The following is a 24,750-nucleotide window of genomic DNA, read 5'->3' as shown; positions in this document are numbered from 1 at the left end:
CCTTCACGAACATGACCACATCGGAGAAGGCGACCGTGCTCGCGTGGCACGACGCGCTCAACGCCCGTGACATCGACACGCTGCTCGAACTGTCCAGTGACGACATCGAGATCGGCGACGCCCATAGGGCGGCGCAAGGGCATGCGGCACTGCGTGATTGGGCCCGCGCACTCGATGTCAACGCCGAACCGGGTCGGCTCTACATCCGTGACGGTGTGGTCGTCGTCGAACAGCAGATCACCTCGGTGACGGGGGAGACCGGTACCGCCGCCTCCGCTTTCCGCGTCGTGCACGACAAGGTGACGTCGATGTTCCGCCACGCCGACCTGTCGTCCGCGCTGGCCGCCACCGAACTCGGTGAAGAGGACCTGACCGGCTGATGCGGGGGATCATCCTGGCGGGCGGCTCGGGCACCCGGCTGTACCCGATCACGCTCGGGGCGAGCAAGCAGCTGCTGCCCGTCTACGACAAACCGCTCATCTACTACCCGCTGTCCACGCTCATCATGGCCGGCATCCGCGACATCCAGGTGATCACCACCGCCGAGGACGCCCCCGCCTTTCACCGATTGCTGGGCGACGGTGCGCATTTCGGCGTCAACCTCACCTATGCGGTGCAGGACGAGCCGGACGGGCTCGCACAGGCGTTCGTGATCGGCGCCGACCACATCGGCACCGACTCCGTCGCACTGGTGTTGGGGGACAACATCTTCTACGGCCCCGGGCTCGGCACCGGACTGCGCCGCTTCCACGACGTCAGCGGCGGGTCGATCTTCGCGTACTGGGTCGCCAACCCGTCGGCGTACGGGGTGGTGGAGTTCAGCGCCGACGGCACCGCCCTGTCGCTCGAGGAGAAACCCGCGACACCGAAATCGCACTACGCGGTGCCCGGACTGTACTTCTACGACAACGACGTCATCGAGATCGCGAAGTCGCTGAAGAAGTCCGCGCGCGGTGAGTACGAGATCACCGAGATCAACCAGCGCTACCTCGATCAGGGCCGGCTCACCGTGGAGGTACTCGCGCGCGGCACCGCATGGCTCGACACCGGCACGTTCGACTCGCTGCTCGATGCGAGCGACTACGTCCGCACCATCGAACGCCGTCAGGGACTGAAGATCTCGGTACCCGAGGAGGTGGCGTGGCGCGTCGGGTTCATCGACGACGAGCAGTTGGCCGCCCGCGGGCACAGCCTGCTCAAGTCCGGGTACGGCGCCTATCTGCTGGAGTTGCTCGACCGCTGATCAGGGCAGCCCGGGCAGCACCTTGTCGAGGGTGACCGGCAGATCGCGCACACGCACCCCGGTCGCGTTGTAGACGGCGTTGACCACCGCGGCGGCCGATCCGACGATGCCGATCTCCCCGGCGCCGCGCGATCCCATCGGGTTGGCGTGTTCGTCGGCCTCGTCGAGCCAGATCGCGTCGATGTCGGCCACGTCGGCGTGTGCGCTGATGTGGTAGGTCGCGAAATCCTGTGTGACGACGTGGCCGAACCGCGGATCGCGCACGCTCTCCTCGTGCAACGCCATCGACAGGCCCATCGTCATTCCGCCGATGAGCTGCGAGCGCAGCGTACGGGCGTTGATCGCCCGGCCGATGGAGAAGACGCCCAACATCCGCGGCACACGGATCTCCCCGGTGTCCCGGTTGACCCTCGCCTCGACGAAGTGGGCGCCGAAGGACTGCATGGTGAACTTCTCGGACTCGGGGTTCTCTGGTGCCTCGGCCACCGTGGTCGCGCCGATCGCCGGGGGATCGCCGTGGTCGCGACGGAACTGCCGTGCGGCCGCGACGATCGCCCGTCCCCACGAGTTGATGCCCGACGATCCGCCGGCCACCGATGCCTCCGGCAGCGCGCTGTCGCCGATCTGCAGGTCGACCGCGGCCACATCGCAACCCAACGCGTCGGCGGCGATCTGCGTCAGCGTCGTCCAGGTGCCGGTGCCGATGTCGGCGGCGCCGATCTGCACCAGGTAGCGGCCCTCGTCGGCGTAGGTGATCCGCGCGGAGTTACCCGGCATCTGCATGGCCGGATAGGTCGCCGACGCGACACCGAGCCCGACGTACCAGTCACCGGAAACACGTTGTGCGGGAACAGGATCACGCGACGACCAGCCGAACCGCTCGGCCCCCAGCCGCAGGCATTCCACGAGGTGGCGGCCCGACCACGGGTTGCCGGTCTCGGGGTCGACCTCGGGATCGTTGCGCACCCGCAGTTCGATCGGGTCGACCCCGCAGGCCGCCGCCAGTTCGTCCATCGCCACCTCGGCGGCGTAGGCGCCGGGACACTCACCCGGGGCGCGGAACCAGAACGGTACCGGCACGTCGAGGGCGGCGAGTCGGTGGGCGGTGCGCCGGTTCGGTGCGGCGTACATCTTGCGTGACGTCACCGCCGTCTGTTCGGCGTATTCCTTGACGGCCGAGGTCTGTTCGACGACCTCGTGCGCCAGTGCGGTCAGGGTGCCGTCCTGGTTCGCGCCGAGCCGGATGCGCTGGATGGTCGGTGTCCGATAGCCCACCAGGGCGAACATCTGCTGGCGGGTCAGCGCCAGCTTCACCGGCCGCCCACCGCTGCGCTGGGCGGCCAGCAGGGCCAGGACGTCGTGCGCGTGCGGGGCCCCCTTCGAGCCGAAGCCGCCGCCGACATGCGGTGCGATGACCCGCAACTGGTCGGGTTCGAGTCCGAAGAGCGGTGCCAGTGCCTTCCGCGCGGCGTGCACACCCTGTGTGGAGTCGTACATCGTCACCCCGTCAGCGGTCCATATCGCGATCGCGGCGTGTGGCTCCATCGGGTTGTTGTGCTCGATCGGTGTCGAATAGGTCTGGTCGACGGTGACCTCGGCCGAGGCCAGCGCCGCCTCCACGTCACCCTCGTCGGTGTCCGACGGATACCCCGCGTTGACCTGCTCAGGGGTGTAGAGCCCGGGGTGGTCGGCGGTCAGCTCCACGTCGTGCGATTCCTCGGTGTACCTCACCTGCACGAGACCTGCTGCGTGCCGGGCGATCTCGGCCGTCTCCGCGACGACCCCGCCGATGATCTGACCGCGGAAGTGCACGCGGTCGTCCTGCAGGATCGACAGCTCACCATCGGAGGTGTCGGCGAGTTCCGGGGCGTCGAACACCGTCAGCACATCGAGCACACCGTCGATCGCCCTGGCGGCGTCGGTGTCGACGGCCGCGACCCGACCACGGGCGATCGTCGACTGGATCGGATGCAGATACGCCGGATCGTCGACGCGCTGTTCGAAGGCGTACGGCGCGGCGCCGGTGACCTTGGCGCGGCCGTCCAGCCGTGCCATCGGGGCGCCGATCGCCTGCGGGTCGAGGAGTGTCATGGCCGTCCCCGTCCGGTCAGCGCGCGCAGTTCGGCGATCAGCGTGCGGCGGGCCAGCGCAACCTTGAACTCGTTACCCGGCTGCGGTTCGGCGGCCGACAACTCGGCGTCGGCGGCCGCGGCGAACGTGTCGTCGGTGGGTGGTGCGCCGGTCAGCACCTCCTCGGCGCGGCGGGCCCGCCACGGCTTGTGCGCGACACCGCCGAAAGCGATTCGCGCCGAACCGATCCGGTCGTCGGCGAGGCTGAGCTCGGCAGCGACCGATACCAGCGCGAACGCGAACGACGCCCGGTCGCGGACCTTGCGGTACTCGGACACCGCCCCGGGAGGCGGTGCGGGCAGTTCCACCGCGGTGATCAACTCGCCGTGGCGCAGCACGGTGTCGCGGTGAGGTTCGTCGCCGGGCAGCCGGTAGAACTCGTCGATCGGAATGCGGCGCTCGCCGTCGGAGCCCTCGACGACCACCACACCGTCCAGCGCGCTCATCGCGACCGCCATATCGGACGGATGCACGGCGATGCAGTGTTCAGACGCGCCGAGAATCGCGTGGTAGCGCACGTAGCCGCCGATCGCCGAGCAACCGCTTCCCGGGCTGCGCTTGTTGCACGGTGTGGTGACGTCCTGGAAGTACACACAACGGGTGCGCTGCAACAGATTTCCCGCCGTCGTGGCGGAGTTGCGCAGCTGACCCGACGCCGCGGACAGCATCGCCCGCGACAGGACGGGATAACGGCACCGGATCACCGGATGGGCGGCGAGGTCGCTGTTGCGAACGGTGGCGCCGATGCGCACACCCCCGTCGTCGGTGGCCGTCACCTCGTCGAGGGGCAGCCGGCTCACGTCGACCAGCAGGTCGGGGGTGGCGACCCCGAGCTTCATGTGGTCGACGAGGTTGGTGCCGCCGGCGAGGTAGGCGGCATCGGGATGCGCGGTCAGTGTTGCCACCGCATCGGCCGGGCTCTCAGCCAGGTGGTAGTCGAACGCCCTCACTGAACCCGCCTCACTGAACTGAAGCCCGTTCGATCGCGGCGACGATGTTCGGGTACGCCGCGCAGCGGCACAGGTTGCCGCTCATCCGTTCCCGGATCTCGTCGTCGGTCAGTTCCGGTACCGCCTCGAGATCGTCGGACACGAAACTCGGTGCGCCGGACTTGACTTCGTCGAGCATGCCGACAGCCGAACAGATCTGGCCCGGTGTGCAGTACCCGCACTGGAAGCCGTCCTCGTCGGAGAACGCCTGCGCGACGGGGTGCAGATCGTCGCCGTCGCCGAGACCGGCGGCGGTGGTGATGTGCGCACCGTCGGCGGCGACCGCGAACGTCAGGCAGGTGGTGACCCGCCGTCCGTCGCGCAGCACGGTGCACGAACCGCACTGCCCGTGGTCGCATCCCTTTTTGGGTGCGGTCACGCCGAGGTGTTCGCGCAGCGCGTCGAGAAGGGTGACGCGGTTGTCGAGGTGCAGTGTGTGTGGCCGGCCGTCGACCTCGAGGGTCACTTCACGATGACCGGTGGGCTGGGTCATGGCGGGCGGATACCCCAGGGCCTGACCGCGAAACGTCGCTAGTGGTTGTCCGCCCGCGGTGTCGCCAGGACAGCGGCGATTCCCGTCGTCAACGGGACCGACAGTGCCAGCGCGATACCGCCGACGGCCGAGCGCGCGACCTCGATGGCCACGCTCTCACTGGTCAGCACGTCGACCAGCGAGCGGTTGGCGACACTGAACAACAGCAGCAGCGGTAACGCGCTGCCGGCATAGGCGAGCACCAGCGTGTACACCGTGCTCGCGATGTGGTCACGGCCCACCCGCATCGCGCCGACGAAGACCGCCCGCCGCGAACTGCCCTCCAGTTCGGCCAGTTCGAACGCCGTCGACGCCTGGGTCACCGTCACGTCGTTGAGCACGCCGAGTGAGCCGATGATGAACCCGGCCAGCAGCAGACCGGTGATCGACACGTTGCCCAGGTAGGCGGCGACCTCGTTGTTCTGGTCCTCCGAAAGCCCGGTGAGATGGGCGATTTCGATGGCGCCCCAGGACAGCACGGCGGCCAGCAGCAGCGACGTCAGCGTGCCGAGCAGCGCGGCGCTGGTGCGCAGGCTGACACCGTGGGCCAGATAGATGACGGCATAGAGGATCACCGCGGACGCCACCAGCGCGACCGGGACGGCCGATGCGCCGTCGCGCAGGGCGGGCAGCAGGAACACCACCAGCACCGCGAACGCGACCACGATGCCCACCAGCGCGCGCAGACCCCGCCACCGCGCGACCGCCACGACCACGACGGCGAAGGCGGCGGCCAGCAGGGCCAGCGGCCATCCCCGCGCGTAGTCGTAGAACGTGTAGCTGGTGGCGCCGCCCGGGCTCACCTGACGGCTGAGCCGGATGTCGTCCCCCGCGGCCAACTGTGGCTGGCCGGGTCCGCCGCTGAACTCCAGAAGCGTGTTGGCGCCCTTGTTGGGCCCCGAGTCGATCGCGACGAGCACCTGTACGCACTGGGACCCGTCGGCCGGCGTCGGGACCGGATCGGCGGTGAGCACCTGACCCGCCGACGGACTGCCGCACGGCGCCAGGCTGGTGGCGCGCACCTGCCCGGCCTCCGTCGTCACCGCACCGCCCTCGGCGTTCTGGAAGGGCAGCGGGATGTCGGCCTTCTGCTGGCTCGGCCACAGCAGCACCGCGCCGATCGCCACCGCGACACCGATGAGCGCCAGCAACCCGACGACGATCCTGGCGGCCAACGGGCCGAGCGGGGACGGCCCGCTCAGCGAGTGGGAATGCGGGTGGGAGTGCGACACTCGCTACTGCCGGTAGCTGACCAGGAAGTTGCCGAGACGCTCGATGGCGTTGGCCAGGTCACGGGCCCACGGCAGCGTGACGATGCGCAGGTGATCCGGTGTCGGCCAGTTGAACCCGGTGCCCTGCACAACCAGGATTTTTTCCTGCAGCAGCAGGTCGAGCACCAGCAGCTCGTCGTCGTGGATCTCGTAGACCTCGGGATCCAGCCGCGGGAACGCGTACAGCGCGCCGGCCGGCTTCACGCACGAGACGCCGGGAATCTCGTTGAGCTTCTCCCAGGCCACGTCGCGCTGCTCGAGCAACCGCCCGCCGGGCAACACCAGATCGTCGATGCTCTGATGGCCGCCGAGCGCCACCTGAATCGCATGCTGTGCAGGCACATTCGGGCACAACCGCATGTTGGCCAGCAGGCTGATGCCCTCGATGAAGCTGCTGGCGTGCTCCTTGGGTCCGGTGATCACCAGCCAGCCCGAGCGGTAACCCGCCACCCGGTAGGCCTTCGACAGCCCGTTGAACGTCAGGGTCAACACGTCGGGCGCGACCGAGGCCAGCGAGATGTGCTTGGCATCGTCGTAGAGGATCTTGTCGTAGATCTCGTCGGCCAGCAGCAGCAGCTGGTGTTTCCGGGCGAGATCGGCGATCCGCTCCAGCGTCTCGCGGCTGTACACCGCGCCGGTCGGGTTGTTCGGGTTGATGACGACGATCGCCTTGGTGCGGTCGGTGATCTTCGACTCGATGTCGGCGACGTCGGGATTCCAGCCCTGCGTCTCGTCACACAGGTAGTGCACCGGGGTGCCGCCCGCCAGCGAGGTGCACGCCGTCCACAGCGGATAGTCCGGCGCCGGGATCAGCACCTGATCGCCGTTGTCCAGCAGTGCCTGCAGCACCATCTGGATGAGCTCGGAGGCCCCGTTGCCGAGGAACACGTCGTCGACGTCGAAGCGCGGGAACCCGTCGACGAGTTCGTAGCGGGTGAACACCGCCCGGCGCGCGGGCATGATGCCCTTGGAGTCCGAGTAGCCCTGCGCGTACGGCAGCGCCTGGATGATGTCGCGCATGATCACATCGGGTGCCTCGAAGCCGAACGGCGCCGGGTTGCCGATGTTGAGCTTGAGGATGCGGTGGCCCTCGGCCTCCAGCCGCGACGCGTGCTCGTGTACCGGGCCGCGGATCTCGTAGAGGACGTCCTGCAGCTTCGACGACTGCGTGAACGTACGGGGCCGCGGCTGGTGGCCCTGGGGGTGCCAGGTCCGCTCGGCCGGCGTCTGAGGCATGGTCACGTCGTCCATGGTGGCATTGCCGTCCACTCAATTAGAAATTCGTGCAGGTCGGGGGCCGGACAGGCCCGCCGCCACCGCGGTGCGTGCGGGGTCAGCGCTTCCCCGGCCGACGGGCACCCTTCGCGATGCCCAGGCCCTTGACCGGCGGCTCGTCACCCACGACGCGGGCGTCGCCGTTGCCCGATGCGGGCTGCGACGGTGCCTCCGGCTCGGGTTCGGGTGCTGGTTCGGCTTGGGCTTCAGGCTGGGCTTGCGGCTCGGGTTCGGCCGGCTTCGCGGGCGCAGCAGCCGGTGCGGCGGGTTTCTTCTTCGCACCCGGGCGACGGGCGCCCGCGGCGATGCCGAGCCCCTTCACCTCGGGTTCCGGCTTGGTCTCCAGACCCCGATCCGAATCGGCGGTGTCCGGGGCCTCGGTGCCGGCCTCGGCCTGGTCCGGGTCCGCGTTCGGCGGCTGGACGACCGTCGCGGCGCCTTCGTTCGGCGACGCCTTGGCGGGCGCCTTCTTCGCGCCGGGACGCCTGGCGCCTGCGGCCAGACCCAGCCCCTTGACCTCGGGTTCGGGTTTGGCTTCCGCGGGAGCCTCGGTGGTGCCCGCAGTCTCGGCCTTGGCCTCGGGTGCAGCTGTGGTCTTCTCGGTGGCGGTCTTCTTCGCGCCGGGACGCTTGGCGCCTGCGGCGAGACCCAGCCCCTTGGCCGGTGCGGCCGCGGGTGCCTCGGCCTTGGCTTCCGCGGGCGCCGCGGCGGTCTTCTCGGTGGCGGTCTTCTTCGCACCGGGACGCTTGGCGCCCCCGGCGATACCGAGCCCCTTCGCCGGAGCTGCGGCCGCCGGCTTCGATTCGGTGGCCGTCGACGCCTTGGCCGCGGGTGCTTCGGCCGGCGCTTCCGGCTCCTTCTCGGGGGCCTTCTCTGGGGCCGGTGCGGCCGCTGCCGTCTCCTCAGCACGAACGGCGGCGCGCTCCTCGGCCTCCTTGGCCGCGGTGCCCTTCTCCGGCAGCGTGACGCCGCTCTTGTCCAGCGACCCGAGCAGCAGCTGGGCCACGTCGAGGACCTCGGCCTTCTCGACGTTGCGGGTGGCGGCGACGTCGTCGACACCGTCGGTGATCATCACGCGGCAGAACGGGCAACCGGTGGCGATCGTCGAGGCGGTGTCCATCGCCTCCTCGGTGCGCTCCACGTTGACGCGCTTGCCGATGTGCTCTTCCATCCACATCCGCGCACCGCCGGCACCGCAGCACAGGCCGCGGTCGGCGTGACGCGGCATCTCGGTCAGCTTCGCGCCGGAGGCGCCGATCAGCTCACGGGGCGCCTCGTAGACCTTGTTGTGCCGGCCCAGGTAGCAGGGATCGTGGTAGGTGATGTCGGCCCCACCGTCGGCGGGGGTGACCGGAACCAGCTTCTTGTCGCGGACCAGCCGGTTGAGCAGCTGGGTGTGGTGCAGGACGGTGTAGTTGCCGCCGACCTGCGGGTACTCGCGACCGAGGGTGTTGAAGCAGTGCGGGCAGGTGACGACGACCTTGCGGTCGACCCGCTCCACACCTTCGAACAGGTCGTTGAGGGTCTCGACGTTCTGTGCGGCGAGCTGCTGGAACAGGAACTCGTTGCCGGAGCGTCGGGCCGAGTCGCCGTTACAGGTCTCACCCTCGCCGAGCACCAGGTACTTGACGCCGGCGATCGCGAGCAGTTCGGCGACCGCCTTGGTGGTCTTCTTCGCGCGGTCCTCGTAGGCGCCGGCGCAGCCGACCCAGAACAGGTACTCGTAGTCCTCGAAGGATTCGACGTCCTTGCCGAACACCGGCACGTCGAAGTCGACCTCGTCGATCCAATTGGTGCGGTCCTTGGCGTTCTGGCCCCAGGGGTTGCCCTTGGTCTCCAGGTTCTTGAACAGCACACCGAGTTCACCGGGGAACTCGGACTCCATCATCACCTGGTAGCGGCGCATGTCCACGATGTGGTCGATGTGCTCGATGTCGACCGGGCACTGCTCGACGCAGGCACCGCAGGTGGTGCAGGACCACAGCACGTCGGGGTCGATCACGCCGCCCTGTTCGAGGGTGCCGACCAGCGGGCGGGTGGCCTGCTCGGGTCCGGAGCCCATGATCCGTTCGAAGCCGGACTCCGGGACGTGGTCGTGGGAGTGCTTCTCGGATTCCTTCTCACCGCGCAGTTCCTCGCCGAGACCGCCCTCGGGGGTGTTCTCCAGCGGCGACTCCTTGTCGCCGAGGATGTAGGGCGCCTTGGCGAACATGTGGTCGCGCAGGTTCATGATCACGAGCTTGGGCGACAGCGGCTTACCCGTGTTCCACGCCGGGCATTGCGATTGGCAGCGGCCGCATTCGGTGCACGTCGTGAAGTCGAGGTAGCCCTTCCAGGTGAAGTCCTCGATCTTGCCGCGGCCCAGCACGGCGTCCTCGGCGGGATCCTCGAAGTCGATCGGCTCGCCGTTGTACTCCATCGGCAGCAACGGGCCGAGGCCGTTGGGCAGCCGCTTGAACGTGACGTTGATGGGCGCCAGACCGATGTGAAGGTGCTTGGAGTGCAGCACGATCAGCAGGAAGACCAGCATGACCGCGATGTGCAGCAGCAGGGCGATGGTCTCGACCCACTCGTTGACGTCGTGGCCGAGCGGGCTCAGGACCCAGCCCATGAACTGGGAGAAGAACGCGCCGTTGCCGTAGGGCAGGTTGCCGACGTCCGCGGCGGCGCCACGCACCAGCGCGTAGGTCCAGATGACGTTGAAGATCATGAACAGGATCAGCCAGGCGCCACCGGTGTGCGAACCGTAGAACCGGGAGTCGCGGCCGTGTTTCTTGGGCTCGCGGACGATGCGGATGATTGCGAAGGTGATGATGCCGAGCAGCACCGCGACGGCGAAGAAGTCCTGCAGGAAACCGAGTGCGTCCCACGTGCCGATGATCGGGATGTGGAAGTCATGGTCGAACAGCAGGCCGTAGGCCTCCAGGTAGACCGACGCGAGGATGAAGAAGCCCCACATCGTGAAGAAGTGCGCGATACCGGGGATCGACCAGCGCAGCAGGCGGGTCTGGCCGAAGACCTCTTCGAACTGCGTGGTGATGCGTTTGCCGAGGTTGTCCTTGCGGTTGTTCGCCTCGCTGGTGGGCGCGCCGGACCGGATCAGCTTCGTCAACCACAGCACGCGTTTTGCGGCGAGTGCGATCACGATGCCGGTCATCAGCAACCCGACGATGAGTCGGATCAGAATCTGCGTGTCCACGCGCGGCCTCCCGGGGTGAAGTTACTGAGCAGTAACTTAGCCCAAGTTACCCGTCGGTAACTTAGGCTTGGTCCTGCTCATAGTGTCACCATTGCCAAGCGGGCCGCTACGAAGGCTGCCCTAACCCGCCCTGTGGTCAGCCCGAGGGGGCGAGAAGTGCGCGCAGCATCGACAGCATCTCGGACCGCGATTCCGCGCCGAGCCGGCGGCGGATCCGGGCCACATGGTGTTCGACGGTCTTCGCTGAGATGAACAGTTGAGCGCCAATGTCCCGGTAGGGCATACCGAGCAGCAGCAGCTCTGCCACCTCGCGTTCCCGTTCCGAGAGTTGCGCCGGGGCGGCCCGGGCCGGGGTCGCTGCCGGGGTGGCCGCCGCGGGCGTCGGTGCACCCATACCGGTCGTCTCGGTCGGCACCTCGGCGCCGGCGACGCTTTGTTTGAGGTCGCGCGCGAGCTGCAGCATCGCCTGCGACACCCGGCCGTCCGGCGTCTGCAGGGCGGCCTGCCCGGCCAGCCGCGTCGCGTCCCAGGTGTGGCCGAACTGCGCCAGCCCGCGGGCGGCAGCGGACACCTCGTCGACATCGACGTGGTTGGCGAGCACCCGCAACCAGGTGCGACCGGCCGAGGCCAGCGCTTTCGCGAACGCGCTCTGTGCGCGCCCGTCGCGGCTGGCGGCGGTCAGCGCCTGCCCGTGCGGGGCGACCGCTTCCGGAGAGTTCGCCAGGATGCCTGCGTGCACACCCGCCCAGTGCAGCGGCACCGACCACAGCACCGGATCGCCCAGCGCCGTGAGCAGCGCGAAGGCCTCGTCGAGGGTGTGCTGTAACCGCTCGACCTGCCGCAGCCGGGCCGCGGCCACCCACAGCTCGCCGAGCGGGAGCAGCGCGAACAGGTCGACCGAGTATTCGGCCAGCACCTCCACCGCGGAGTACCAGTGCATCTGCATGGCGCCGCTGTCCCCGCTGCGCCGCGCGATCGCGGTCTGCAGCGCGGCCGCCCACAGCGCATCGCGGCGGTGCAGGTCGGCGGTGGGCCGCGGAAGCGCGGTGGCCGCGGCCTGCAACTGGCCGTCCTGCATGTGCGTCCAGCCCAGCAGCAGGCGGTGCCGGTACGTGACGAATATCGCATCGCCGGATCCGTCGTCGCGCCCGCTGCGAACGGCCCGGCCCATCACGCTGCGGGCGCGGACCGGGTCGCCGCCGTGCAGCGCCGCCAGCGTCACCAGTGCGACCGGGGTGTCGGGGGTGACGACGCCGGCATCGGCGTTCAGTGACTGCCCCAGCCGCGCCGCCGCGACGGGGTAGGGCTGGTCGAGGGACAGCATGAGCCCGTCGGCGAGGCTGCGCGCCGCGCGGGCGATCGACGTCGGGGGTCCGGCGGCCTGCGTCCGCGCGAGCTCCCTGGCGGTGTCCCCGTCAGCGGCGGCGAGTGCGGCGACGGTGCCCGCGGCGCTCAGCAGCGCGTCGGGGGACGGCCCCAGCCAGCGGAAGAGGTCGAAAGCATGGGCGGCGCTGCCGTCGTGCATCGCGATGCTCGCCGAGATCCGCACCGCGGCGGCCCGTTCGTCGGGGTCTTGGGAGGTGAGCAGTTCATCGGCGATGCGGCCCGCCGTCGCGCAGTCCCCGGTCAGCGCGAGTGCGTCGGCGAGTTGCGCGCTGAGTGCGGTGGCGCCGGCGTCGGCGGCCGCCCGGTACAGCCGTGCCGAGCGGGCAGGGTCGTTGGCGGTCTGCGCGGCCAGATCGGCCAGCGCGGTGCCGAGCCGTTCGTCGCGCAGTCCGTGTTCTGCCATTCTCAACGCGAGATCTGCTGTCAGCGTTGACAATTCGAGTTGCGAACGGAGCAGCGACACCTCGATGTCGTGGTGGCGGGCGGCGCCCACCAGCTGGGCGATGCCCTCGTGCACGGTGCGCAGGAAGCTGTGGTGGTACGCCGGTTCGAGAAGTCCGCTCGCCCTGGCCCGGTCGACGACGGCGAGTGCGGCGTCGGACGGGATGTGCAGGGCCGCAGCGACGTCGTCGGGTCCCAGTTCGGGGCTCAGCGACGCCACCAGCAGCGTGTCGAGCAGCGGTTCGTCGAGGCGGCGCAGCCGTTCGATCAGCGCGATGCGCGCCGCCTGCCGGACCGCCGCGGCCCCGTCGCCGACCGCGGTGAGCGCGGGCCGCAGCAGGAACGGCAGACCGGCGGTGACGGCGGTCAGTAGCCGGACGACCTCGGGTGCCGGGGCGGCACCGAGCGTCGCGGCCGCCGCCCGGCCCACCTCCACCGCGGTGACCGAACCCAGTGCGACGGCGGGGTTTTCGCGTTCGAGCGCGGTGACCAGTGCGCGCAGCGGCGCATTGTGTGCGAGCGGCTGGGTGGCGATCACCACCGTCGATCCCGAATCGGCCACCAGATCGGTGAGCCGATCGAGGTCGCCGGGGTCGAGCAGGTGCGCATCGTCGACGACCACCGCGGCCTCGGCGGGGTCGTCGGGGCGCCGCGGCCGGGACAGCACCGGACGGCCCGCCGACCGCAGGGCCGCACGCACCGCCGCCAGCACGGTCGACTTACCGGTCCCGATCCCCCCGGTGACCAGAACCTTCGCCGGCGCCGCGGGGTCCGCTTCGATCGCCGTGACGGCCTCGCGCGCCGCGGCCGGAAGCTCCGCCGGACGGTGCGGCGCCGGGCTTGCCATCGTGTGCGATCAGGCGCCGTCGTCGGGCACGGGAACGGTCGTGACCGGCGGATCGGGCGGGTCCACCGTCGTCGGCGGCGGTGCGGCCGTGGTGGTCGGCGGCGGCTGCGTCGTGGTCGGCGGCTGGGTCGTAGTCGGCCGCGTGGTGGTCGTCGTCGGCTGGGTGGTCGTCGTGGTCTGTTGGGTGGTGGTCGTCGTGGTCGTGGTGGGCTGAGTCGTCGTGGTGGTCTGCTGGGTGGTCGTCGGAGGAGGTGGTGGCGGCTGGCTCACCGTGGTGGTGGCCACGCCGTCGGGTCCGATGGTGACAGTGGTGACCGGCGGGGGTGGGGCCTGCGGCGACGGTTCCATCGAGAAGGTCGTCGCGGTCTCGGTCACCGGCGTCGAATCACCTTCGGTGCCGGTCAGGGTGATCGCCAGGCCACTGAGCGCCGCCAGCGCCGCCGCGGCGGCCGCGCCGAACAGCACCGGCGGGCGTTTGTACCAGGGCAGCGGCCCGGGTTCCTCACCGTGACCGGCCCCGTAGCCGGTGTCGTCGGGTGCGAACGCGACCGGCGGGCGCGCCCCGGTTGCGGACGGGTCGTAGTCCGCACCCGCGTAGGGAACGGGCTCACCGGCGGGTTCGTCGTCCTGTGACCAGGCCAGCGCGCGGAAGGTCGCCGACGAGGCCCCGTCCGCGGCGGCCGCGCCGGCGGCCAGTCCGGCCGCACCGGCCGCCCAGGCCGCTGCGCCCATGCTCGTCGGGGCGTCGGCGGCCGGGGCCATGCCGGTCGGAGCGTCGGCGTCGGCGCTCTGATTGGCCACCAACGCGGCGCCGGCGGCGACGTTGAGCTGCGACTCCGGGGTCGTGACGACCGGTGCCCGCAGATGCTCGGAGAGCCGCTGGGTGACGAGCGGGATCGCCGCCCCGCCGCCGACCGTCGCCACCGCGGTCACGTTCGCCACCGGAATCTGGTTGCGCTGCAACGTGTCCTCGATCGCGTTCAGCAACCCGCCGAGCGGTTCGGAGATCAGCTGCTCGAGTTCGGGCCGTGTCACCCGGATGTCCGACTGCACCCCGGGCAGATCGACCGGCACCGCGGTCGCGGTGTCGGCGGACAGCCGTTCCTTGGCCTGGCGGCACTCGTCGCGCAGACGGGCGAGCGATCCGACCGCGGCGGTGCTCGCCGGATCCGCGGACCCGGCATCGGCGATACCGACCAGCACATGGTTGAGCAGCGCCTGATCGATCGCATCGCCGGAGAACTCCGGGTAGCGCACGGTCTGGCCGACGGCGTCGAGGTTGGCGCCCGCATCGGCCAGCGAGATGCTGCTGCCGCTGCCGCCGAGGTCGACGAGGACGACCACGCCCTGGTCGGGCAGCCCCGGCGCGGCCTGCAGCGCGGCGAGCGCGGCGGTCGAGTCGGGGATCAGCGCGGCGGGCACCCCGTGCGGTGCGAGGTTCGGCCGGTTGCGCAGCGCCCCGCGAAGCGCCCCGACGGTGCCCGGACCCCAGTGGGCGGGCACCGCGATGGCGATCGGCGAACCGCCGTCGACCGTGCGGGCCATCGCGTCGAGCGCTTCGGCGAGCACCAGTTCACCGCGGTGTGCGGAACCGTCGGAGGCGACCAGCGGGACGGGATCGCCGACCCGGTCGACGAATCCGCTCAGCACGAGGCCGGGTTCGGTGGGGTTCGCCGACCATTCACCGGGCACGCCCACCTCGGGGGCCCGGTCGGCGAAGAGGGTGAGGATGGCACGTCGGATCACCGGCGGGCGGCCGACGCGGGCCGCGACCAGGTTCGTCATCCCGATCGACAACCCCAGGGGTTCGGTCATGGTGGCATGTCTCCTGTCTGGGCCGGCCACCACAATAACGCCGGGGTCCCCGCATCCTCGGGAAATCCCCCTAGTGGCGCGCATCCCCTAACGCCTAACCCCCTAATGGTCGAGGCGCGGGAGTGGGCTGCGCACCGATCCCGTGGGCGTCCGGCGTGCATAGCATCGTGACAAGCAGTCGGGGGACTGACTCCCGACCCGCGTGAACACGATCAGTCATGGGATCGGTAATGGAAAAGGGTGCTCGATGGCTAACTCACTACTCGACTTCGTGATGTCGCTGGTGCGGGACCCCGACGCTGCCGCACGGTACGCCGCCGATCCTGCCGCAGCCATCGCAGATGCGCAGCTCACCGACGTGACCAGCGTCGACGTCGACAACCTGATCCCCGTGGTGACGGAATCGATGCCGATGGCCGCGGCGTCGACCGGCCTGGACCCCTTCGGGGCGGAGGCCGCGGGCAATGTGTGGTCCAGCGGCGCCGCCACCGCGGCGTTCGACGCGTTCGCCGATCCGGCACCCGCCTCGGCCGTCATCGACACCACATCCGCCGTCATCGACACGACCGATCACTTCGACCAGGCCGCCGACCCGCTCACCGGATCCGACACCCTCGTCGACTCGCTGTCGACGCAGCTCACCGACCCGGTGCTGGACGAGGCGACGCCTGCGGGCACAGGCCTCGACGACGTGTGGGGTGCGGCGCTCGACGACGTCCAGCCGGCCGACCACGATCCCGGCCAAAACCCGGGGTTCGACCTGTTCGACTGACCCCACTCGCTTCACCGAAACCCGCGCGGATTCCCGTCCGCGTGGGTTTTTTGGTGCTTGAGCTGGGGTTATTCCGCTCATCCCGATATCCCCCGATGGATCCCCCTATTCCCCTAATGGGGATGAGCTCCCACCCCCTACGCGGATCGCTGAGCGAGGGGTGGCAACCCCGTTGGCCGGGTGTCTCGAACTCCATAACGTGGTGTCCAGATCGCCGGAGGGCCGGCGAGACAACCTCCCCGGGGAACCGGGAAGACACGAAAGGCAGTCACATGAACATCATTGACTTCATCCTCGACCTGTTCCGCAGCCCGGCCTCGGCGGCGTCCTTCGTCGTCGACCCGGACGGTGCGCTGCGCGATGCGGGCCTGCCGAACGTTACCGCCGCGCAGCTGGCGTCGGTGGCCGCGACGGCCGCACCCGCCGGCTACGCGCTCGGCGGCGGCGACCCGATCGTCGGCCTGCAGCGGGCGGTCGCCGACCACCACCAGCTGGCCTCGAACTTCGCCTCGCCGTTCTCGCCGCAGACCTCGTTCGCGCCGACGACCGAGTTCGCCAGCCGCAACGACACCGACCTGCTGAGCGGCAACAACGTCCCGATCGCCAGCCCCGACCAGGCCGCAGGCGCCAACGCCCAGAACGGTGCCTTCAACCTGGGCTTCGGTGACATCACCCTCGGCGACAAGACCACCCAGACCGCCACCAACGGCGGCGTCGTGGTCGGCGGCGACAACGACGGCGACATCGTCAGCGGTGACGGCGCGGTTCTCGGCGACGGCAACACCATGAACAACGGCGACATCCTGGCCGGCTCCGGCTCCAACGTGGTCGTCGGCAAGGACAACGAGGTCGAGGACAACTCGCAGACCGCGGGTGGCGACCTCATCGCCGACAACGACGCGCCGGTGCTCAACGACGTCGACACCAGCGGCGGCAACGGCGGCGGTGCGGACGGCGGCGGCAGCCTGATCGGGATCGGCGGCGGCAACGCGGTCGGCGGCGACGGCGGCAACGGTGGCGGCATCATCATCACCGACAACGACGTCAACGCCGGGACGCAGATCGACGGCGACTACGGCAGCGACAACGTCGAGGACAACTCGGTCAACACCTCGGTCGAGACCAACACCTCGACCTCGACCGAGAGCAAGATCGAGGACAACTCCTCGAGCTACGAGTCGAACATCGGCTCCGGCAACGACACCGCGATCGGCTCGGGCAACGAGACCAACACGAGCCTGTTCTCGGGCAACGACACCGGCTTCGAGACCAACACCGGTATCGACACCGACGTCGCGTCGAACAACGACACCAACACCGGTCTGGACGTGTTCTGACCGACAACCGGATGACGCAGCTGGCGGGGACCGACATGGTCCCCGCCAGTTCGCGCGCCTACCGTGTGAACAACTCCGCGTGAGAGAAGGGCGTCATGACCCGACCGAACGGCCCCCGCAACGTGGCCGATACGCGCAAGGTGGTCACCGAGCTCATCGAGCACACCACCAAGATCGCCGAGGCGCAGGACCGCGGCGACCTGGTGGCGCGGCTGGCGCGCGCCCGCACACGCATCGGTGACCCGCAGATCCGGGTGGTGATCGCCGGGCAGCTCAAACAGGGCAAGAGCCTGCTGCTCAACTCACTGCTCAACATGCCGGTGGCCCGGGTCGGCGACGACGAGTCGACGGTCCTGGCCACCGTCGTGTCGTATGCCGAACAGCCGTCGGCGCGGCTGGTGGTGGCCCGTCCCGACGGCGAGGAACCCGAACTCGTCGAGATCCCGACCACCGACCTCGGCAAGGATCTGCGCCGCGCACCGCAGGCCGACGGCCGTGAGGTGCTGCGCGTCGAGGTGACGGTGCCCAGCCCGCTGCTCAAGGGCGGTCTGGCGTTCGTCGACACCCCGGGTGTCGGCGGCCACGGCCAACCACACCTCTCGGCGACGCTGGGGCTGCTGCCCGACGCCGACGCCATGCTGATGATCAGCGACACCAGCCAGGAGTTCACCGAGCCGGAGATGACCTTCATCCGCCAGGCGCTGGAGATCTGCCCGGTCGCCGCGATCGTCGCGACCAAGACCGACCTGTATCCGCACTGGCGTCAGGTCGTCGACGCCAACGCCGGCCACCTGCACCGGGCGGGCATCACGACCCCCTTGATCCCCGCGTCGTCGACGTTGCGCAGCCACGCCGTCCAACTCAACGACAAGGAACTCAACGAGGAGTCCAACTTCCCGGCGATCGTGAAGTTCCTGTCCGAACAGGTGCTCGCCCGCAACACCGACCGCGTCCGCGATCAGGTGGTCAACGAGATCCGCGCCGCCGCCGAACACCTCTCGATGGCCGTGCAGTCGGAACTGTCCGCACTCGACGATCCTGCGGCCGGCGGCACCCTGACCGCCGACCTGGAGCGGCGCAAGAAGGAGGCGGAGGAGGCGCTGCAGCAGACCGCGCTGTGGCAGCAGGTGCTCAACGACGGCATCGCCGACCTGACCGCCGACGTCGACCACGACCTGCGGCAGCGTTTCCGCAACATCACCTTCCACACCGAGCGGGTCATCGACGCAGGCGACCCGACCCTGCACTGGGCCGAGATCGGTGCGGAACTCGAGGAGTCCGTGGCGACCGCCGTCGGCGACAACTTCGTCTGGGCCTACCAGCGGGCCGAGGCGTTGGCCGCCGAGGTCGCCCGCACGTTCATGGAGGCCGGGTTGGACGCGGTGCGGATGCCCGCGATCGACGCCAGGGAGATGGGGGCGGAGTTCGGCGAGTTCCGGTCGCTGGCCCATCTGGAGGCCAAACCGCTCAAGATCGGCCACAAGATCGTCACCGGGATGCGCGGCTCCTACGGCGGTGTGCTGATGTTCGGCATGCTGACGTCGTTCGCCGGGCTCGGCATGTTCAACCCGTTGTCGCTCGGTGCCGGCTTCGTCCTCGGCCGCAAGGCCTACAAGGAGGACATGGAGAACCGGATGCTGCGGGTGCGCAGCGAGGCGAAGACCAACGTGCGCCGATTCGTCGACGACGTCGCATTCGTGGTGGGCAAGGAATCGCGCGACCGGCTCAAGGGCATCCAGCGTCAACTGCGCGACCACTACCGCGAGATCGCCAACCAGACGACCCGCTCACTCAACGAATCGCTGCAGGCCACGATCGCCGCGGCCAGGCTGGCGGAGTCCGAACGCAACGCCCGCACCAAGGAACTGCAACGGCAACTCAACATCCTGCGTCAGGTCATCGAGCACGCCGAAAAACTCGGCACGCCGGCCGCGGCACCGGTCGCCGCGCCCTGACCGGCGGACCGGGTCTGGCAAGCTCTTAGCGTCAGCGAGTCGGGTAACTGGAACGGACTGGGCAAACCCTGAGCACAAGCGACCAAGTGCGCGCGATCCTGGGCGGCACCATCGCGGCCTACCGGGACGATCCGGCGTACCGTCAGCGCCCCGAGGTGCACAACGAACTCGAACGCATCGGCGCCCGGCTCAACCAGCCGATCCGCATCGCGCTGGCCGGCACGCTGAAGGCCGGTAAGTCGACACTCGTCAACGCGCTGGTCGGCGAGGAGATCGCACCCACCGACGCGACCGAGGCCACCCGCATCGTCACGTGGTTCCGCCACGGCCCCACCCCGAAGGTGACGGCCAACCACCGCGGCGGCCGCCGGTCGAACGTGCCGATCGCGCGCAGGTCGAGCGGCCCCGCCGACGAGAGGGGTCTGACCTTCGACCTGGCCAGGCTCGACCCCGACGACGTGCTCGACCTCGACGTGGAGTGGCCTGCCGCCGAACTGATCGACTCGACGATCATCGACACCCCGGGCACGTCGTCGCTGTCCCGCGACGTCTCGGAGCGCACGTTGCGGCTGCTGGTGCCGGGTGACGGGGTGCCCCGGGTGGACGCCGTGGTGTTCCTGCTGCGCACGCTCAACGCCGCCGACATCGCGCTGCTCAAACAGATCGGTGAACTGGTCGGCGGCTCATCGGGGGCGCTCGGCGTGATCGGGGTGGCCTCGCGGGCCGACGAGATCGGCGCCGGCCGAATCGATGCGATGCTCTCGGCGAAGGACGTCGCCACCCGGTTCACCGAGGAGATGGACCGCACCGGTATCTGCCAGGCGGTCGTGCCGGTCTCGGGGCTGCTCGCGCTGACCGCGCGCACGCTGCGGCAGAGCGAGTTCGTGGCGCTGGAGAAACTCGCAGGCGTGGATCCCGCCGAGTTGGCGAAGGCCATGCTGTCGGTGGACCGGTTCGTGCGCGAGGACAGTCCGCTGCCCGTCGACGCGTCGACCCGCGCCGCGCTGTTGGACCGGTTCGGCATGTTCGGCGTGCGGATCTCGATCGCCGTGCTGCGCGCGGGGGTCAAGGATTCGGTGGCGCTGGCCGACGAACTGCTCGAACGCAGCGGCCTGGTGGCGTTGCGGGACGTGATCGACCAGCAGTTCGCGCAGCGCTCCGACCTGCTCAAGGCGCATACGGCGCTGCTGTCGCTGCGGCAGTTCGTCCAGCTCAACCCGATCTACGCGACCCCGTACATCATCGCCGACATCGACCCGCTGCTCGCCGACACCCATGCGTTCGAGGAGCTCCGGTTGCTGAGCCAACTGCGTTCGCGAACAACGACGTTGACCGACGACGAGATGGCCTCGCTGCGGCGATTGATCGGCGGTTCGGGTACCGATGCGGCCAGCCGGCTGGGGTTGCAGCCCGAGGACCCTTACGACGGGCCGCGGGCGGCGTTCGCCGCGGCGCAGCGGTGGCGTCGGCGTGCCGAGCATCCGCTCAACGACCCCTTCACCGCGAGGGCCTGCCGGGCGGCGGTGCGCAGTGCCGAAGCGCTGGTCGCCGCGTACGCGGCGAAGGGCCGGTCTTACCGGGACGGACCCGCTTAACGTTTGTGCGCGCCGCGACGACAAACAGGTATGCGCACTTCTCTCGGCGTATCCCTGGGTGCGGCCAACCTGGTCGCCGTAGCCGACGGACGCCCGACCATCCAGCCCGCGGTACTGACGGTGGGCGGTTCGACCATCACCGGGTTCGTCGACCGCGTCGGTGATCCGGTGCCCCTGGTCGCGGCGGACGGCTCGGCGCACTACGGCGGTCAGCTGGCCGCCGCGGCGATCGAGGCGCTCACCCGGGCCGCCCACCCTCTTCGACGTCCCGACGTGGTGGCGGTCGCAGTGCCCGCACACTGGTCGACGGCAGCGGTGGCGGCGTTGCGCGCCGTCGTGCCGCACGTGACCGTGGTCTCCGACGCCGTCGCGGCGCTCACCGCGCTGCAGGCCAACCCCGGACTGCCCGCGCGCGGCGTCGTCGCGCTGTGTGACTTCGGGGCGACCGGCACCAGCATCACGTTGGCCGACGCGGGCGACGGGTTCCGCGTGATCGGCGAGACCGTCCGCTACGACGACTTCTCCGGAGACCTGATCGACCAGGCGGTGCTGCAGCATGTGCTCGCCGACCTCGCCGCCGGGATCCCCGCCGACCCCAGCGGTACGTCGGCGGTCGCGTCACTGTCCGCGTTGCGGGAGCAGTCGCGGGCCGCGAAGGAGCGACTGTCGGTGCACACCGCGACGGCGTTGGCCGGGCCGCACGGGGACATCCGGCTGACCCGGCCCGAACTCGAGTCGCTGCTGGCCGGCCCGCTCGCCGGGTTCGTCGACACCGTCCTCGACGTGCTGCACCGCAACGGGGTGGTCCCCGCGCAACTCGCCGCGGTCGCCACCGTCGGCGGTGGGGCACGGATACCGATTGTCACCCAACGCCTTTCGGAGGCGCTGCGGTTGCCGGTGATCACCGGTCCGTACGCGCAGGTCGTCGCGGCGGCGGGTGCGGAACTGATCGCGACGCGCGGCTCGGAGCAGGATGCGGTGACCGCGCTCGCGCCGGTGTTCGACGCCGCCCCCGCGACCGAGGCCGCGATACCGCTGGCGTGGTCGGCCGAGACCGAGGATTTCGAGGCGGCGACGCAGTACGCGCAGCCGGTGTACGACCCGGCGCTGGCGCGGCCAGGGATCCATTTCGACCCGGAGCCGATCGAGGATTCCCCGGACGGCTCAGCGTGGTACCGCAGGCCCGGGGCGTTGTTCGCCGGCGCGGCCTGTCTGGCGGCCCTGGCGGCGACCGGACTCATCCTCACCTCGCAGACCGGCGAGGCGGATGCCGTGCAGGCGGGCTCGTCGCAGATCACCGCACCGGTGGCGACGCAGCCAATCGAACAACCGGCCCCGCAGCAGGCCGCGGCCCCGCAGGGAGGGGCGCCGGCCCCGGTGGTCACCGAGCGGGTGGCGGCCGCCGCGCCCGCACCGGCGCCGAGGGCCGTTCAGCCACCGTCGCGACCGAATCCGAACGCTCCGGCCGAGCGGCGGGTGGCGTCCAAGCAGGTGGCGCCCGCGCCGCGAGCGCCCGCACCCGCTCGAGTACCGGCCCCTGCGCCTGCGCCTGCCCCGGCCCCTGCTCCGGCTCCGTCGATGGGTCTGCCCCGGATCCCGTTGCCGGAGTTCACGTTGCCGCGGCCCGCTCCGCCGTCGTCCACGCCGGCACCCGCTCCGGCGCCGGAACCCGAGCCCCAGCCGACGCAGGAGCCTCAACCGACGCAGGAACCGGAGCCGGAACCGACCGTCGCGCCGGAGCCTGAGCCGACCGTCGTCCCGGAGCCGACCGTCGCGCCGCAGCCTGAGCCGACTGCCGCGCCCGAACCCTCTGCGGAGGCTCCGGCCGAACCTCAGCCCGAGTGCGTGCCGGACGCCGAGACCGTCTGCTGACTCCGGCGCCCAGCGCAGGCGGTTCTCGCGAGGCTGAACTGACGCAGGTGTGTTCTTGCACTTTGCCTGCGTAGTTTCAGCCTCGCGGTGGCGGGCGCCGCCCGACCCTCAGCCTCCCGGCGGGACCAGCGTCGGCACCGTGATCGTCACCGTGCTGGTGCTCGTCTCCACCGTCGTGGTGGCGGCAGGCGAGGTGGTGGTCGTGGTCGGCGCCGTCGTCGTGGTGGTCGTCTCGCTGGGTGTGGTGGTCGTGGTCTCGGGCGGCGCCGTCGTCTCCGTCGGCGCCGTCGTCTCGGTCGGCGATTCGGTCACGGTCTGCGGGGGCACCACCGAGGGTGCTTCCGACGTGGTGGTGGTGGTTGTGGTCGTCGTCGTGGATTCGCCCGAGTCGTCGCCCGAGACCAACTGCACGACGAGCCAGACGATCACCGCCACCAGCAGGGCCGCGATCGCACCGAGGGCGATCAGCGCGCCCGGTTTGCGGTACCACGGCTGCGGCTCCTCCGGCGGCGGCTGGTCGTACGCCCCGGTGTAATCGCCGTACTGCGTCGGTTCATCGCTGTAGGCGTTGGAGTACTGGGTCGGCTCGTTGTCCGAATAATTCGGATCTTCAGGAGGTCGCGCCACGGGCTTCGATAGTAGGCGTCGTTTGCTCAGGGGCGCGGGTAAAGCGTGCGTGTCTCGTTGAGTCGCGGCCGGTTGCGGGTCGTCGTTCGCGGCGACGACTCCTCTTCGCTCTCCTCGGACTCCTCTTCCTGGGTCGTCGACCGCCCCCTGGTGCTCGAGGTCTCCGACGGCGAGGGAGGCGTCGACGACGGGAGCTCCGGTGGGAGGTCCAGGTCGGTGGTCAGGGGCGGGCTGATGCGCGTGGTGGTGGTCGAGGTGGTCGCCGAACTCGATCTGGTGGTCATCGACGAGAAACTCGGATCGACGAAATTCGCCGGCGCCTGCGGGGACTCGCCGCCACGCGACGCGAACATCACCCCGGTCACGATCAACCCGATCGCCGCCAGCCCGGCGATGCTCGCGCCGAGCACCTTGGCCGTCGAGTGGTGCCACGGAGTCGACGCATCGACCTGTCGGCCGGAATGCTCGTCGTCGTCGCGGGCGCCCGTCACGGGCACCGATCCTAACCGCGACCAGGTGCGGCGTGCCGGGTCAGCGCAGCTGGGGCAGCACCTGACCGGCGACCAGCGCCAGGTGGTCGAGGTCTGCCATGTCCAACATCTGGAGGTACACCCGCTCCACGCCGGCCTCGGCGAACGGTCCGAGCTTGTCGACGATCTCCGCCGGTGTGCCGACCATCGGCGAGTTGCTGCGCAGTTCGTCGACCTCGCGGCCGATCGCGTCGGCGCGCCGGGCGATCTCGGCGTCGTCGGCGCCCGCACACAGGACGAACGCCGCGGAGTAGACCATCGAATCCGGTTCGCGGCCCGCCTCGGCGACCGCCGCCCTGACCCGGTCGAACTGGGTACTCAACGTGTCCAGGGGGACGAACGGCACGTTGAACTCGCCCGCGTACTTCGCCGCCAGCGCCGGCGTGCGCTTGGCGCCCTGGCCGCCGATGATGACCGGCGGCACCGCCTGCACCGGTTTGGGCAGGGCAGGGGAGTCGACGACGGTGTAGTGGGTGCCGCTGTAGTCGAACGTCTCGCCGACGGGGGTGGCCCACATGCCGGTGAGGATGTCGAGTTGTTCGGTGAGCCGGTCGAACCGTTCACCCAGCGGCGGGAAGGGGATCGCGTACGCCTTGTGTTCGGCCTCGAACCACCCTGCGCCCAGTCCCAGTTCGACACGTCCGCCGCTCATCTCGTCGACCTGCGCGACGGAGACCGCCAGCGGGCCGGGGTGGCGGAACGTCGCCGACGTGACCATCGTGCCGAGCCGGATCGACGACGTCTCACGGGCGATGCCGGCCAGCGTCACCCAGGAGTCCGTCGGCCCGGGCAGACCGTCACCGCTCATCGCGAGGTAGTGGTCGGAGCGGAAGAAGGCCGAGTAGCCGAGTTGTTCGGCGGCTCGGGCCACGGCGAGTTGGTCGGCGTAGCGGGCGCCCTGCTGCGGTTCGACGAAGACACGGAAATCCACGGC

The 24,750-nt window shown here is 70.1% G+C and carries 18 protein-coding genes; 7 read left to right on the top strand and 11 right to left on the bottom strand.

Going from position 1 to position 24,750, the window contains the following annotated elements:
* Positions 1–11 precede the first annotated feature (11 nt).
* Both G6N49_RS21145 and rfbA read left to right on the top strand, forming a co-directional pair.
* Complete coding sequence (locus G6N49_RS21145; protein WP_083045037.1) at positions 12–380, top strand: nuclear transport factor 2 family protein; 369 nt, start codon at positions 12–14, stop codon at positions 378–380.
* Entirely contained in the window at positions 380–1,243 is an 864-nt protein-coding gene (gene rfbA / locus G6N49_RS21140; RefSeq protein WP_011557862.1) for a glucose-1-phosphate thymidylyltransferase RfbA, read from the top strand. The genes G6N49_RS21145 and rfbA overlap by 1 nt, the downstream gene beginning before the upstream one ends.
* Here rfbA and G6N49_RS21135 read toward each other — a convergent pair whose 3' ends face one another.
* The 8 genes from G6N49_RS21135 to G6N49_RS21100 all read right to left on the bottom strand — a co-directional run bounded on the left by G6N49_RS21135 (position 1,244) and on the right by G6N49_RS21100 (position 15,128).
* Positions 1,244–3,334: a xanthine dehydrogenase family protein molybdopterin-binding subunit gene (locus G6N49_RS21135; protein WP_083045038.1), complete on the bottom strand. Its 2,091-nt coding sequence runs from the start codon at positions 3,332–3,334 to the stop codon at positions 1,244–1,246. It abuts the gene before it with no gap.
* On the bottom strand, positions 3,331–4,323 hold the full coding sequence (locus tag G6N49_RS21130) for an FAD binding domain-containing protein (RefSeq protein ID WP_064917637.1): 993 nt from the start codon (positions 4,321–4,323) through the stop codon (positions 3,331–3,333). The genes G6N49_RS21135 and G6N49_RS21130 overlap by 4 nt, the downstream gene beginning before the upstream one ends.
* A gap of 10 nt (positions 4,324–4,333) precedes the next feature.
* On the bottom strand, positions 4,334–4,855 hold the full coding sequence (locus G6N49_RS21125) for a 2Fe-2S iron-sulfur cluster-binding protein (RefSeq protein ID WP_011557865.1): 522 nt from the start codon (positions 4,853–4,855) through the stop codon (positions 4,334–4,336).
* A 38-nt stretch (positions 4,856–4,893) separates the two neighbouring features.
* Positions 4,894–6,126 (bottom strand): YibE/F family protein, encoded by a 1,233-nt coding sequence (locus G6N49_RS21120; protein WP_083045039.1) that lies wholly within the window; start codon positions 6,124–6,126, stop codon positions 4,894–4,896.
* 3 nt (positions 6,127–6,129) lie between these two features.
* Positions 6,130–7,416, bottom strand: a complete 1,287-nt coding sequence (locus G6N49_RS21115; protein ID WP_011557867.1) for a pyridoxal phosphate-dependent aminotransferase — start codon at positions 7,414–7,416, stop codon at positions 6,130–6,132.
* A gap of 82 nt (positions 7,417–7,498) precedes the next feature.
* Positions 7,499–10,639: a heterodisulfide reductase-related iron-sulfur binding cluster gene (locus G6N49_RS21110; RefSeq protein WP_083045040.1), complete on the bottom strand. Its 3,141-nt coding sequence runs from the start codon at positions 10,637–10,639 to the stop codon at positions 7,499–7,501.
* Between the two features lie 136 nt (positions 10,640–10,775).
* On the bottom strand, positions 10,776–13,313 hold the full coding sequence (gene iniR, locus G6N49_RS21105) for an isoniazid response ATPase/transcriptional regulator IniR (protein ID WP_083045041.1): 2,538 nt from the start codon (positions 13,311–13,313) through the stop codon (positions 10,776–10,778).
* A 9-nt stretch (positions 13,314–13,322) separates the two neighbouring features.
* Positions 13,323–15,128, bottom strand: coding sequence for an Hsp70 family protein (locus G6N49_RS21100; RefSeq protein ID WP_011854416.1), 1,806 nt, complete (start codon positions 15,126–15,128; stop codon positions 13,323–13,325).
* 247 nt (positions 15,129–15,375) lie between these two features.
* Here G6N49_RS21100 and G6N49_RS21095 point away from each other — a divergent pair, with 247 nt between their 5' ends.
* The 5 genes from G6N49_RS21095 (at position 15,376) to G6N49_RS21075 (ending at position 22,659) form a co-directional block, all read left to right on the top strand.
* Positions 15,376–15,900, top strand: coding sequence for an Rv0340 family IniB-related protein (locus G6N49_RS21095; RefSeq protein WP_011854417.1), 525 nt, complete (start codon positions 15,376–15,378; stop codon positions 15,898–15,900).
* A gap of 272 nt (positions 15,901–16,172) precedes the next feature.
* Positions 16,173–17,237 (top strand): IniB N-terminal domain-containing protein, encoded by a 1,065-nt coding sequence (locus G6N49_RS21090; RefSeq protein WP_041924956.1) that lies wholly within the window; start codon positions 16,173–16,175, stop codon positions 17,235–17,237.
* Positions 17,238–17,332: 95 nt separating this feature from the next.
* Positions 17,333–19,192: an isoniazid-induced dynamin-like GTPase IniA gene (gene iniA, locus G6N49_RS21085; RefSeq protein WP_011854419.1), complete on the top strand. Its 1,860-nt coding sequence runs from the start codon at positions 17,333–17,335 to the stop codon at positions 19,190–19,192.
* Positions 19,193–19,260: 68 nt separating this feature from the next.
* The gene (locus G6N49_RS21080) at positions 19,261–20,787 is read left to right on the top strand and encodes a dynamin family protein (protein ID WP_041924957.1); all 1,527 of its coding nucleotides are present in this window, start codon (positions 19,261–19,263) and stop codon (positions 20,785–20,787) included.
* A 30-nt stretch (positions 20,788–20,817) separates the two neighbouring features.
* Positions 20,818–22,659, top strand: coding sequence for an Hsp70 family protein (locus G6N49_RS21075; RefSeq protein ID WP_011854421.1), 1,842 nt, complete (start codon positions 20,818–20,820; stop codon positions 22,657–22,659).
* Positions 22,660–22,767: 108 nt separating this feature from the next.
* Here G6N49_RS21075 and G6N49_RS21070 read toward each other — a convergent pair whose 3' ends face one another.
* From G6N49_RS21070 to G6N49_RS21060, 3 genes are read right to left on the bottom strand one after another with little or no spacing between them, the layout of a single operon-like run.
* Entirely contained in the window at positions 22,768–23,286 is a 519-nt protein-coding gene (locus G6N49_RS21070; RefSeq protein WP_011854422.1) for a hypothetical protein, read from the bottom strand.
* Between the two features lie 26 nt (positions 23,287–23,312).
* The gene (locus G6N49_RS21065) at positions 23,313–23,777 is read right to left on the bottom strand and encodes a hypothetical protein (protein WP_049771738.1); all 465 of its coding nucleotides are present in this window, start codon (positions 23,775–23,777) and stop codon (positions 23,313–23,315) included.
* 40 nt (positions 23,778–23,817) lie between these two features.
* Complete coding sequence (locus tag G6N49_RS21060; protein ID WP_011557877.1) at positions 23,818–24,747, bottom strand: LLM class F420-dependent oxidoreductase; 930 nt, start codon at positions 24,745–24,747, stop codon at positions 23,818–23,820.
* Positions 24,748–24,750: the final 3 nt, after the last annotated feature.

This window comes from Mycolicibacterium monacense (genome assembly GCF_010731575.1).
Lineage (GTDB): Bacteria > Actinomycetota > Actinomycetes > Mycobacteriales > Mycobacteriaceae > Mycobacterium > Mycobacterium monacense.
The sequence above is the reverse complement of the archived record's forward strand: the minus strand, read 5'-3'. Positions and strand labels throughout refer to the sequence as shown.